The organism is Mesorhizobium sp. WSM4846 (assembly GCF_055811415.1).
On the sequence record NZ_JBVVPZ010000003.1, the window covers coordinates 26,073 to 37,629 of the forward strand.

Below are 11,557 nucleotides of genomic sequence, written 5' to 3' on the forward strand. Positions count from 1 at the left end.
AAACCTTGGAAAAACCGCCTTTTGCACCTATATCTTGAACATCAAGGACGCGCGATTCGGAGCCGATTTTTTGCGCTGGATGTGCGGCATCAATCAGACAGGTTTTCATGAGCGATCAGATCGACAACGCCGACGGCGCTGAGGCCGAGTACGGCGCCGATTCCATCAAGGTTTTGAAGGGCTTGGATGCCGTCCGCAAGCGGCCCGGCATGTATATCGGCGATACCGACGACGGCTCGGGCCTGCATCACATGGTCTATGAGGTCGTCGACAACGCCATCGACGAGGCGCTGGCCGGCCATGCCGACCTGGTCACGGTGACGCTCAATCCCGACGGTTCGGTGACGGTCATCGACAATGGCCGCGGCATTCCGACCGATATCCACACCGGCGAAGGCATTTCGGCGGCCGAAGTGATCATGACGCAGCTGCATGCCGGCGGCAAGTTCGACCAGAATTCCTACAAGGTGTCCGGTGGCCTCCACGGCGTCGGCGTCTCGGTCGTCAACGCACTGTCGGCCTGGCTGAAGCTGAAAATCCGCCGCAATGGCCAAATCTACGAGATGAGCTTCTCGCATGGCAATGCCGACGGACCGCTGAGGGTCACCGGCAGCTACGAGCAGCGCAAGGTTGCCGGCACCTATGAGGGGCGCAGTGGCAGCGAGATCACTTTCTTTCCGTCGACCGAGACCTTCACCATGGTCGAGTTCGACTTCGGCATGCTGGAGCACCGGCTACGCGAACTCGCCTTCCTGAATTCCGGCGTGCGCATCATTTTGACCGATGCCCGCCATGCCGACGTTGTGCGCCATGAGCTGCACTATGATGGCGGGCTCGAGGAGTTCGTCAGATATCTCGACCGCGTCAAGAAGCCGCTGATCGACAAGCCGATTGCCATCAAGGCCGAGCGCGACGGTATCACCGTAGAAGTCGCCATGTGGTGGAACGACAGCTACCACGAGAACGTGCTGGCCTTCACCAACAACATTCCGCAGCGGGACGGCGGCACGCATCTTGCCGGTTTCCGCGGCGCGCTGACGCGCCAGATTACCGGCTATGGCGAATCCACGGGCCTCACCAAAAAGGAGAAGGTGGCGCTGATCGGCGACGATTGCCGCGAGGGGCTGACGGCCGTGCTGTCGGTCAAGGTTCCCGACCCGAAATTCTCCTCGCAGACCAAGGACAAGCTGGTCTCGTCCGAAGTCCGTCCGGTGGTGGAAGGGCTCGTCAACGAGGCGCTCGGCACCTGGCTCGAAGAGCACCCGACCGAGGGCAAGGTGGTCATCGAGAAGGTCATCCAGGCGGCAGCGGCGCGCGAAGCCGCGCGCAAGGCGCGCGACATCACCCGCAAGAGCTCGCTCGGCGTCACTTCACTGCCCGGCAAGCTGGCCGACTGCCAGGAACGCGACCCGGCGAAGTCCGAAATCTTCATCGTCGAGGGCGACAGCGCCGGCGGCTCGGCCAAGGGCGGCCGTTCGCGCCAGAACCAGGCCATTCTTCCGCTGCGCGGCAAGATCCTCAACGTCGAGCGGGCCCGGTTCGACCGTATGCTCGGCTCCGACATGATCGGCACGCTGATCACCGCGCTCGGCACCTCGATCGGCAAGGACGAGTTCAACGCAGACAAATTGCGCTACCACAAAATCATACTGATGACCGACGCCGACGTCGACGGCGCCCACATCCGCACCTTGCTGCTGACCTTCTTCTTCCGGCAGATGCCAGAGCTGATCGAGCGCGGGCATCTCTACATCGCCCAGCCTCCGCTCTACAAAGTGACGCGCGGCAAGAGCTCGCAATACATCAAGGACGAAAGCGCCTTCGAGGAATTCCTGATCGGCTCAGGGCTGGAAGAGGCGTCGCTTGCGCTCAGTACCGGCAAGGTGCGGGCCGGGCAGGACCTGCGCAGCGCCATCGACGATGCGCTGGCGGTGCGCCAGCTCATCAACGGGCTGCACACCCGCTATAACAGAGGCGTGGTCGAGCAGGCGGCGATCGCCGGCGCGCTCAATCCGGATGTCTTCGTCGATCTCGGCCGGGCCAACGCGATGGCCGAGCGTGTCGCCCGGCGCCTCGACATCATCGCCGAGGACACCGAACGCGGCTGGACCGGCCGCATGTCGACCTCAAACGAAGGGGTCGGCGGTTATGTGTTCGAGCGCACGGTGCGCAGCGTCAAGGAGTTCGCGCATCTCGATCTCGCGCTGATCAACTCGGCCGACGCCCGCCAACTCGACCGCTATGCGCCGCGCCTCGCAGAAGTCTATGGCGAGCCGCCGGTGCTGCGCCGCAAGGATGTATCGGAAACTATCTCGGGACCGCTGGCGCTACTCAATGCCGTGTTTGCCACCGGCCGCAAGGGCCTGACCATGCAGCGCTACAAGGGCCTTGGCGAAATGAACGCCGAGCAGCTCTGGGAGACCACGCTCGACCCGAATGTGCGCTCGCTGCTGCAGGTCAAGGTCAATGACGCAACGGACGCCGACTCCCTGTTTTCGCGGCTGATGGGCGACGAAGTCGAGCCCAGGCGCGAGTTCATCCAGGAAAACGCGCTGTCGGTCGCCAACCTGGACATTTAAAGCCCAAGCAGCTGCTCAGCTTCGGACACTTAAGGCATTAGTAGGCCCAGGCCCACCAACGATCCCTGCTGCGTCGCAACAAAAGGATCATGAGGGCCGGTCGGAACGGAAGAGCATCCAAGGCATTGTAATCGATCACAATCGCCGCAGGAGGCACTCATGGGACGTGGCATTTTGCTCTGGCTTCTCGGAGTCCCGATTCCGATCATTATTCTCATCATGCTTTTCGCACGTTAGGGGGCTGACATGCAGTCAACTCTAACAGCTGTCGACGTTTCCGCACCGACGGAATCCTCTTCTACCGCTGTCAGCTGGGGGCCAATCGTGGCCGGCGCCTTTGCTGCCTCGACGCTAACATTGATCCTGATGCTGCTCGGCTCCGGGCTCGGGCTGACAATGGTTTCGCCGTGGTCCGGCTTGAGCACCTCAGTCACAGCTTTCGCGGCCTCCACGGCTGCGTGGCTGATCATCGTGCAGTGGCTGTCGTCGGCCGTAGGCGGTTATCTTGCCGGGCGCCTACGCACCAAATGGGTCGGCGTCCACACCGATGAGGTCTTTTTCCGCGATACCGCACACGGCTTCCTCGCCTGGGCGCTTGCAACGTTGCTCGTCGCCGGTGTGCTCGGCTCGGCGCTCTCCGCAGCTGTCGGAACCGGCGTCCACGCCGCTTCGACAGTCGCGTCGGGCGCGGCAATGGGCGCTTCGGCAGGTGCTACTGCAAACGCCGGAGACGCCGCGACCGACAACGCAACGTCGTACTTCGTCGATGCGTTGTTCCGCCCGGCCGATGCGGCCAGGCTTGCTGCCGCCAACCCGGAGAGCGATGCGGCGGCGACGGCGCAGGCCTCGCGCATTTTGATCGCGAGCGCAGCAGCAGGCGAAGTGTCAGCCGACGACAAGACCTATCTGTCGCAGTTGGTAGCCGCCCGCACCGGGCTGTCGGAACCCGATGCCAGGGCCCGTGTCGATGCCGTGCTTGCCAGGGTCGAAGAGGCGAAGGTCCAGGCCCAGCAGGCTACTGATACCGCCAGGAAAGCCGGTGCCACCTTCGCGCTGCTTGGCGCGCTGTCCCTGATCGTCGGCGCTTTCATCGCAAGCGCCGCGGCCGCCCTTGGCGGCAGGCAGCGCGACGATGAGGAGGCAGTCTTCCTGACCAACCGTTGATCGGTGCTTGAGGGGTTCCATCGACGCCGGGCCTTGACGACGTCATCGCCATGGTCTGCGCGCTGGAACCGCCAAACGAGCGGGTCCTATCTTCGGGCAGAAGTCGTCGGCGCCGCCTGGCTTGGCTCCAGTTTGCGGCCGAGATCGACGGCGTCACGCAGCACGCCGATATGCGAGCGCGGCGGGGTTCCGGCGGCTGCCGTTGCCTCGACGCCGGTCGCCTTCAGCGACCAGTAGAGCCTGTGCGTGAAGATGCGGCCAAGCGAACTGCGCAGCTCGACCTGAATGTTCTCCACGCCGGGGCCGAAATTTTCCGCCATCGGTCCTGAGATCGGGTCCCCGGTCAGCCAGCCATTGCCCCTGTCGAAGATGTTGGTCCAGCGCGTCGCGGCAAACACCGCACCATGGTGCACCGCCCGCTGCGGCTTGCCCGAACGGCTGCGCCCTTCCTGATATAGGACGGTTCCACCGGCCGCCGTCTCGCCGATCGGCGGACATGCCGAGAACAGCCGCTCAGCGATGCCGCGCCTGAATTCGGCGAGATTGGAGGTCACCAGAAATTCGCTGTGGGTCAGCGGACTGCCGAGCGTGACGAAATCGCTGATCTTCCAAGGCAATGGATGATCGGCGTCGCTGGCGCGGAGCTGGCGGTAGAGCTCCCATTGGGCGCGCCGGAATCCGGAAAAATCATCCAATTTGTCGAGCCACGCAGAACCATCGGCGTTGAGCGCTGACTTGTCGACGGCGCGGATCGCTTTCAGTCTCGCCTTGTCGCGGATGGCTTCCAGCTTTCGTGGCCTGAAATCGGCCCACAATATCTGCAGCAGATCGTAGGCGATAATCGATCCCAGGCTGTGTGAGACCAGTACGATGCGATCGTAGCCGTCGTCCAGCATGAGGCGCCTCAACAGCGTCAGGCCACGGTCGCGGACAAGCGCGCGCTTCTCGACCGTTGCCGCTTCAGCACGGACGTAGGCGGCCACATCACCGAAATAAGGAAGACCGAACCGGTCCACCGACCAGACGACGAACGAGGCCAGGGTCGTGACGAGCGTGCCCGTGGTCCAGGAAATATACCCTTGCGAGGTCGACGTCGCGAGCACGAGCGCCGCGCACAGGACTGTTACGACGGCCAGAAGCGTGATGACATAAAGCCCACGGGCATCGCGCGGAATGTCGGCGGGCTTGCGCCAGAGCAGATTCGTCACCCAGGCGGCAAGCCGGCCCCGCGTCGTGCCTTGCGTGATGTCGGCCCAGTAAAGCTCGTAGAAATCGGTGCGGCGACCGTCGACATCGTAAGGGGTGGTGATCCGGCGAAGCTCGTGCGAATTGGTCCGGCTGTCGGGCGTGATCCAGCTCCGGTTGACCTTCTCGCCGCCGGGGTCGGCCGGATCGGCGACTTGGGCATAAAACGGCGCGCGGGCGGGATCATGACTCCAAACAGCCCGAACAAATTCCCTCAGCGTCCCCATCGGCCGCTGTTCACCCATGCCATGCACGATGACTACGGCCTGGCTGAGCTTGCGCGGCGCCTTTCCGGGGGCCGGCAGGCTGGCCTTCGCGGGCGAGCCGGACTTGGTCGGCGAAGCGACAGGCTGGGGGCCAGACACCGGTGCCTCCGTTGGTGACAAATCCGTCCATCGGAACAGAACTTGCCCATCGTAGTGCTGAATCCAAAGCAAGTGCAAAAAGCGTCGCAGATATCTGTCGCAAATCGCCGACTTTTTGCGGGAGGGTTTTGCGACAGGAATTTGTTGAAGAGTTCAACGCTGGCGATTTTGTCGCGAAACTTAGGACTGTGACTTCCGGCGCCGTTAATCGCGCCGCCATGAAGCATCGGCTAGCCGCCGTTGCCGACAGCCGCCTGATCCGCTACTCCGTCCTTTCGGGCGGCACGTCGTTCAATCCCGCAGCTCAGGCATAGCGCCTGCTTCGCAGCTAGTACGAAAGAGAACACATATGTCTCATAACCCCAACCCAGCCACCCACGCGGCATCAAGTGCGCCGCGCATCCGCGACTGGTCGCTGTCCTGGCAGATTGGGGCGGTCGTCCTGGGAACCGTATTTCTGGCGCTGGCGTCTTACATCGAAGTGCCTATGGTTCCGGTGCCCGTGACCATGCAGACCTTTGCGGTCACCCTGATCGGCGCGGTCTATGGCTGGAGACTCGGCGCGGCCACGATCGTTGCATGGTTGGTCGAAGGCGCGATCGGGTTGCCGGTTCTATCTGGGGGCGCTGCCGGTGCGCATCACTTTGTCGGCCCGACCGCCGGATACCTCTTTGCCTTCCCCGTGGTCGGCGCGCTCACGGGATGGCTGGCGGAGCGCGGCTGGAACGGCAACCGCCCCTGGCTGGCGTTCGTCTCCATGCTCCTGGGCAACGCGCTTTGCCTCGTGCTGGGCGCAGCATGGCTTTCCGTCGCCATTGGCATCGAACAGGCAATTGTCCACGGCGTCACGCCGTTCCTGATCGGCGGGGCGCTCAAGTCGGGATTGGCCGCGATGACGCTCAAGCTCATGACACGCCCGCAAAAATGACCGTCCGGCTGCGGCCGCACCATCTCCTTTGCCTGCTGACTTACGCAGGCAAAGGTTACAGCGCTGCGTTCGTCGCCAATTTCGACGCGATCGCGACTCGGCTCTCCGCGGGCGAACACATCCTGATCGTCTCCGGGCCTGACGATATTTGCGCGCCCCTGCTCGGTGAGGCGGAGCCGCACTGCCTTCGCGACAGCGTGACGGAGCGCGACCGTCAGGCGGCGGCCAGTGTTGGTACGCTTCTGGGGTACGCGATTGCCGAGGACATGGAACTTCAGCTCCATCTCTCGCTTCTGCGAACTATGCGCGATGCGTTCTCTTCGGGCCGCACCCGGGGTGCTTGCGGCGGGTGCGAGTGGTTTGACCTTTGCAGTTCAATCGCCGCTTCAGACTATGGAACGGTGGCACTCCGGTGAAAGGCAACGCTCGCAGTGGGACGATTGTCGGGGTCGCCAACCCGGATCAGTGATCGATGGCCTTGACGATCTCTTCGGTCATCTTCTTGGCGTCGCCGAGCAGCATCATGGTGCCGTCCTTGTAGAACAGCGTGTTGTCAATGCCGGCATATCCGGAGCCGAGCGAGCGCTTGACGAACAGGCAGGTGCGGGCCTTGTCGACGTCGAGGATCGGCATGCCGTAGATCGGCGACGACTTGTCGTCGCGGGCGGACGGGTTGGTGACGTCGTTGGCGCCGATGACATAGGCGACGTCGGCCTGCGCGAATTCGGAGTTGATGTCCTCGAGCTCGAACACTTCGTCGTAAGGCACGTTGGCTTCGGCCAAGAGCACGTTCATGTGGCCGGGCATGCGGCCGGCGACCGGATGAATGGCGTATTTCACGTCGACGCCATTGGCCTTGAGCTTGTCGGCCATCTCGCGCAGTGCGTGCTGCGCCTGGGCGACCGCCATGCCGTAACCAGGCACGATGATGACTTTCTGCGCGTTCATCATCAGATAGGCGGCATCGTCGGCCGAACCCTGCTTGACCGTGCGCTCGATGCCGTCGTCGGCAGTGGCGGACGTCTCGCCGCCGAAGCCGCCGAGGATGACCGAGATGAACGACCGGTTCATGCCCTTGCACATGATGTAGGACAGGATCGCGCCGGACGAGCCGACCAGCGCGCCGGTGATGATCAGCGCCAGATTGCCGAGCGTGAAGCCGAGTGCCGCAGCCGCCCAGCCCGAATAGGAATTCAGCATCGAGACGACCACCGGCATGTCGGCGCCGCCGATCGGGATGATGAGCAGGACGCCAAGGACAAGCGATGCCGCCACGATCAACCAGAACACCAGCTTGGACTCGGTGGTGACGAGCAGCACGATCAGAACGATCAGTCCGATGCCGAGGGCGGCGTTGATGAAATGACGGCCGCCGATCATGATCGGCTTGCCCGACATGCGGCCGTCGAGCTTGAGGAAGGCGATGACCGAGCCGGTGAAGGTGATGGCGCCGATGGCGACGCCGAGGCTCATCTCGATCAGCGCCTGGGCGTGGATGTCCGCGACCGTGCCGATGTCAAAACTTTCCGGCGCATAGACGGCGGCAGCCGCCACCATGACGGCGGCAAGGCCAACCAGCGAATGGAAGGCGGCGACCAGCTGCGGCATCGAGGTCATGGCGATGCGCCGTGCAGTGACCGCGCCGACCGAGCCGCCGATCAAAAGGCCGAGCACGATGAGGCCGAAGCCTCCCGCCGAAGGGGTCGCAAGCGCCAGCGTGGTGGCAATGGCGATGCCCATGCCGATCATGCCGTACATGTTGCCCTGGCGGCTGGTGGTCGGGTGCGACAGGCCGCGCAAGGCCAGGATGAACAGGATGCCGGAGACCAGATAGAGGAAGGAGGCGAAGTTGGCGTTCATGGCGCTCTACTTGTCCTTCTTCTTGTACATCGCCAGCATGCGCTGGGTGACGAGAAAGCCGCCGAAGATGTTGACCGAGACCAGCATCAGCGCGACGAAACCGAAGCCGGTGGCGATGCCGGACGCCGAGATGCCGACGGCAAGCAGCGCGCCGACGACGATGACCGAAGAAATGGCGTTGGTGACGGCCATCAGCGGCGTATGCAGCGCCGGTGTGACCGACCAGACGACATAATAGCCGACGAAGATCGCCAGCACGAAAATGGCGAAGCGGAAGACGAACGGATCGATCGCCCCGCCGGACAGCGCGTGCGCGACGTCGCCCGCCGCCTCAGCGCCGCCTGGCGCGGTGGCCAGATCCTGCACCGCGAGCCGGACGGCAGCGGTCGCCTGGTCGAGCTGGTCGAGGGCTTTTTGCAGGGTCTGGTCCATCACGCGATCCCTTTCGACTTGTTGGCGGGCGATTTGGGTGCGGCAGCTTTCCTGGATGCGGCAGCTTTCTTTGGCGCGGCCGGTTTTTCTGCAGCGGCGGGCTTCGCAGGCTCGGCCGAGGCGATCATCACCGCCGGCTTGCCGACGAAGGCCGGATGCACGACCTGGCCACCATCGGTCAGCATCGTCGCCTTGACCAATTCGTCGTCGCGGTTGATGGCAAGCGTCTTGGCGGTTTTGTCGACCAGCGTCTCGAGGAACGCAAAGAGGTTCCTGGCGTAGAGCAGCGAGGCGGAGGCAGCGACGCGGCCCGGCACGTTGAGATGGCCGACGATTTTCACCCCGTTGGCCGTGGTCACCACCTGCCCGGGCACGGCGCCCTCGACATTGCCGCCGCGCTCGACCGCTAGGTCGACGATCACCGAGCCCGGCTTCATCGAGGCGACCATCGCGGCCGAAACCAGCTTCGGCGCCGGACGGCCGGGAATCAGCGCCGTGGTGATGACGATGTCCTGCTTGGCGATGTGCTCGGCAGTCAGCGCGGCTTGCTTGGCCTGGTATTCCCTAGACATTTCCTTGGCGTAGCCGCCAGCCGTCTCGGCCGCCTTGAACTCCTCATCCTCGACCGCCAGGAACTTTGCCCCCAGCGAGGCGACCTGTTCCTTGGCGGCGGGACGCACGTCGGTGGCGGTGACCACGGCACCGAGACGACGCGCAGTAGCGATCGCCTGCAGGCCGGCGACGCCGACGCCCATGACGAAAGCTTTCGCCGCCGGCACCGTGCCGGCCGCCGTCATCATCATCGGCAGCGCCCGGTCATATTCGGCAGCCGCGTCGATCACCGCCTGATAGCCGGCGAGGTTGGCCTGGCTGGACAGGACATCCATAGATTGGGCGCGCGTGATGCGCGGCATGAACTCCATCGAGAAGGCGGTGACGCCGGCCCTTGCCAGAGCATCGACGGCAGCATCGTTGCCATAGGGATCGATGACGGCGATGACGGCGGTGCCCGGGCGATAGGCCTTCAGCTCCGTCTCATCAGGCCGGCGCATCTTCAGCACCACATCGGCTTTGGCGACATCGCCGGCCTTACCGATCGCAGCGCCGGCCTTGGCGAACTCCTCGTCGGGAATGCGCGATGCCGTGCCGGCGCCGCTTTCGACGATGACGTCAAACCCCAGCCCCGCCAGCCGCTTCACCGTGTCGGGCGAGGCAGCAACGCGCGGCTCGTTCGCATCGAGCTCACGAGGGATGAAAACCGTCTGTCCCACCGCATGATCCTTTCGGCTGGAACCTGTCTGCGCAGGACGCCGACCGAACTTCCGGCGATGTCGCGGGCAAGGGGTTTTGAAGAATTTACCGGAGAATGAAAGCGCCGACGGCGAGGATCAGAACGAACAGGACAAAGCCCGAGAAGAAGCCGCCCGCAAAGAAACCGAAAGCCATTGCCAGAAGCACGGCGGCGCAAAACAGCGACCCGTATTTGGCGAGCATGATAAAGCCGGCATAGGTGCGGTCGTGCTCGGCATAGTCCATCTTCGCGCCTAGTTCGACAGGACCGGTCGGCGAGTGATCAGCCATAGGAATTCCCCTTCGAAGACATCTTTCAGGCACATAGCGAAAAGCCAGGCCGAGGGCAATGGCGCTATTGCCGCATCGCTGGAGACAACAGCCTCAAAAGAAAATTGGAGCCGCCAGATGCAGGATGTCGTTTCGGAGGCGCTCGCGGCTGCCGCCTCGCGCTTGCTTTCCGGCTAACGCGCCGCGCCTGCCGACATTTTCAGCCGGCGAGTTGCGGAAACAGCCCAAGCAGGCCGACGACGATCAGGTAGAGCGCGACGATGTAGTTGAGGAGTCGCGGCATCACCAGGATCAGCACGCCGGCAATCAGCGAGATCAACGGAGTGAGTGCGAGCGTGGGAATGGTCATGTCGGGTTCCTTTCGGTAGAATTTCCGCCGAAGCGATCCAGATTGACGTCGTCCGCGCACCACCGGCGCGCCTCCCAGAACGCCGAAGCGGCCTGAAAGCTCCAGCCGCGCTCTAAATTTGCCTATTGTCAGGCGGCTTCGCGGTAGTATTTGGCGGTCGGCAGAATGGTCAGCGGCGCGAGTTCACCGGCACTGGGTATCTCAAACAGCATGCGCTGCTCCATCGGCGTCGACCGAAAGAATGGGAACCGGGAGAAAGACCGTTCGCGAATGGCGCTGACGTCTGCTCGGTAGAGCACGACCTTGTAATTCAGGCCCGGATAATTGCGTAACTCGCCAATTTGCTCGGAACAGTAAATGCGACGATAGAAGCCTGCATGTTCCGGGCGGATGGTGGAGAGACAATAAGGCGCGTCGAAGTAGAAGCATGCCATGCCAGCGAGGCGCAGCGTCAGATACGGAATTTGCGGATAGACCCGCGACCAGTCCGGATCGGCGGCAAAGCGGCTGGGATCGGCAAAATGCAGACCAGACGCCAGCATAGGGCGCAATATGTCGCCATAAACCGTCGTGGAAGGCGACTGCGGCGTGGCGCTGCAGGCATGGTGAATACGCAGCGTACTGACCAGAACGCCGTCGATATAGATTCCGAACTTGGAACAATTGGCCGCTTCGTCGAGCTCGTCATGCACAATATGGTCGGGATTCTCCGGGACCATATCGCTCAGACGGTAAGATTTGTAGCGCAACCTGTAAATATCTTCGAGATCTTCGCCCTTGTCGCAGCGGCGATATTCCGTCCGCTCGAGCATCGCCGAGACGTTCCTGGCAAAGCCTGACATATCGTCAGACGCATTAGTCCCGTCCGCACCCGCCGCTTGGCGAGGCGAAGTCAACTCGACAATCATCAACTCGTTCCCCGCAACTGCCGCCGCGATCAACACTACGGCAGGGCCGTATGATGTAAAGATGAAAAAAAGATAGAGATCATTTACCAGCTATTAAGGTTAACAATTGGCATAATTATACTAAAGTACCAGTTTTTTCGGTAGAA

The 11,557-nt window shown here is 62.9% G+C and carries 12 protein-coding genes; 5 read left to right on the forward strand and 7 right to left on the reverse strand.

Annotation, left to right across the window (positions count from 1 at the left end):
- The first annotated feature begins 107 nt into the window (after positions 1 to 107).
- Together gyrB and AC0L15_RS04095 are read left to right on the forward strand one after the other, a co-directional pair.
- Positions 108 to 2,579: a DNA topoisomerase (ATP-hydrolyzing) subunit B gene (gene gyrB, locus AC0L15_RS04090; RefSeq protein ID WP_473495935.1), complete on the forward strand. Its 2,472-nt coding sequence runs from the start codon at positions 108 to 110 to the stop codon at positions 2,577 to 2,579.
- A gap of 246 nt (positions 2,580 to 2,825) precedes the next feature.
- Positions 2,826 to 3,743, forward strand: a complete 918-nt coding sequence (locus AC0L15_RS04095; protein ID WP_473495936.1) for a hypothetical protein — start codon at positions 2,826 to 2,828, stop codon at positions 3,741 to 3,743.
- Positions 3,744 to 3,829: 86 nt separating this feature from the next.
- Here the strand turns inward: AC0L15_RS04095 and AC0L15_RS04100 are convergent, their stop codons facing one another.
- Positions 3,830 to 5,353 carry a hypothetical protein gene (locus AC0L15_RS04100; RefSeq protein ID WP_473495937.1) on the reverse strand — a complete coding sequence of 508 codons (1,524 nt, stop codon included), beginning with the start codon at positions 5,351 to 5,353 and terminating at the stop codon, positions 3,830 to 3,832.
- An 11-nt stretch (positions 5,354 to 5,364) separates the two neighbouring features.
- Here AC0L15_RS04100 and AC0L15_RS04105 point away from each other — a divergent pair, with 11 nt between their 5' ends.
- From AC0L15_RS04105 to AC0L15_RS04115, 3 genes are read left to right on the forward strand one after another with little or no spacing between them, the layout of a single operon-like run.
- Complete coding sequence (locus tag AC0L15_RS04105) at positions 5,365 to 5,667, forward strand: hypothetical protein (protein WP_287246671.1); 303 nt, start codon at positions 5,365 to 5,367, stop codon at positions 5,665 to 5,667.
- A 35-nt stretch (positions 5,668 to 5,702) separates the two neighbouring features.
- A complete protein-coding gene (locus tag AC0L15_RS04110; protein WP_287246672.1) occupies positions 5,703 to 6,281 on the forward strand; it encodes a biotin transporter BioY in 579 nt (192 codons plus the stop codon).
- The gene (locus tag AC0L15_RS04115; RefSeq protein WP_287246673.1) at positions 6,278 to 6,697 is read left to right on the forward strand and encodes a DUF1284 domain-containing protein; all 420 of its coding nucleotides are present in this window, start codon (positions 6,278 to 6,280) and stop codon (positions 6,695 to 6,697) included. Before AC0L15_RS04110 ends, AC0L15_RS04115 begins: the two co-directional genes overlap by 4 nt.
- 46 nt (positions 6,698 to 6,743) lie before the next feature.
- Here AC0L15_RS04115 and AC0L15_RS04120 read toward each other — a convergent pair whose 3' ends face one another.
- From AC0L15_RS04120 to AC0L15_RS04145, 6 genes are all read right to left on the reverse strand, one after another.
- The gene (locus AC0L15_RS04120; protein WP_287140775.1) at positions 6,744 to 8,141 is read right to left on the reverse strand and encodes an NAD(P)(+) transhydrogenase (Re/Si-specific) subunit beta; all 1,398 of its coding nucleotides are present in this window, start codon (positions 8,139 to 8,141) and stop codon (positions 6,744 to 6,746) included.
- A 6-nt stretch (positions 8,142 to 8,147) separates the two neighbouring features.
- The gene (locus AC0L15_RS04125; protein ID WP_287246674.1) at positions 8,148 to 8,573 is read right to left on the reverse strand and encodes an NAD(P) transhydrogenase subunit alpha part 2; all 426 of its coding nucleotides are present in this window, start codon (positions 8,571 to 8,573) and stop codon (positions 8,148 to 8,150) included.
- Positions 8,573 to 9,844, reverse strand: a complete 1,272-nt coding sequence (locus tag AC0L15_RS04130) for a Re/Si-specific NAD(P)(+) transhydrogenase subunit alpha (protein WP_287246675.1) — start codon at positions 9,842 to 9,844, stop codon at positions 8,573 to 8,575. The genes AC0L15_RS04125 and AC0L15_RS04130 overlap by 1 nt, the downstream gene beginning before the upstream one ends.
- An 85-nt stretch (positions 9,845 to 9,929) precedes the next feature.
- On the reverse strand, positions 9,930 to 10,154 hold the full coding sequence (locus AC0L15_RS04135; protein WP_023796798.1) for an aa3-type cytochrome c oxidase subunit IV: 225 nt from the start codon (positions 10,152 to 10,154) through the stop codon (positions 9,930 to 9,932).
- Between the two features lie 199 nt (positions 10,155 to 10,353).
- Positions 10,354 to 10,503 carry a DUF3096 domain-containing protein gene (locus AC0L15_RS04140; protein ID WP_023796799.1) on the reverse strand — a complete coding sequence of 50 codons (150 nt, stop codon included), beginning with the start codon at positions 10,501 to 10,503 and terminating at the stop codon, positions 10,354 to 10,356.
- Between the two features lie 128 nt (positions 10,504 to 10,631).
- The gene (locus AC0L15_RS04145) at positions 10,632 to 11,411 is read right to left on the reverse strand and encodes an N-acyl amino acid synthase FeeM domain-containing protein (protein WP_473495938.1); all 780 of its coding nucleotides are present in this window, start codon (positions 11,409 to 11,411) and stop codon (positions 10,632 to 10,634) included.
- Positions 11,412 to 11,557 lie beyond the last annotated feature (146 nt).

Bases quoted from the DNA above. Each gene is read 5' to 3' on its own strand.
- AC0L15_RS04110 (WP_287246672.1), top strand. From the start codon at position 5,703: ATGTCTCATAACCCCAACCCAGCCACCCACGCGGCATCAAGTGCGCCG.
- AC0L15_RS04125 (WP_287246674.1), bottom strand. From the start codon at position 8,573: ATGGACCAGACCCTGCAAAAAGCCCTCGACCAGCTCGACCAGGCGACC.
- AC0L15_RS04095 (WP_473495936.1), top strand. From the start codon at position 2,826: ATGCAGTCAACTCTAACAGCTGTCGACGTTTCCGCACCGACGGAATCC.
- AC0L15_RS04115 (WP_287246673.1), top strand. From the start codon at position 6,278: ATGACCGTCCGGCTGCGGCCGCACCATCTCCTTTGCCTGCTGACTTAC.
- gyrB (WP_473495935.1), top strand. From the start codon at position 108: ATGAGCGATCAGATCGACAACGCCGACGGCGCTGAGGCCGAGTACGGC.
- AC0L15_RS04135 (WP_023796798.1), bottom strand. From the start codon at position 10,154: ATGGCTGATCACTCGCCGACCGGTCCTGTCGAACTAGGCGCGAAGATG.
- AC0L15_RS04120 (WP_287140775.1), bottom strand. From the start codon at position 8,141: ATGAACGCCAACTTCGCCTCCTTCCTCTATCTGGTCTCCGGCATCCTG.
- AC0L15_RS04145 (WP_473495938.1), bottom strand. From the start codon at position 11,411: ATGATTGTCGAGTTGACTTCGCCTCGCCAAGCGGCGGGTGCGGACGGG.
- AC0L15_RS04140 (WP_023796799.1), bottom strand. From the start codon at position 10,503: ATGACCATTCCCACGCTCGCACTCACTCCGTTGATCTCGCTGATTGCC.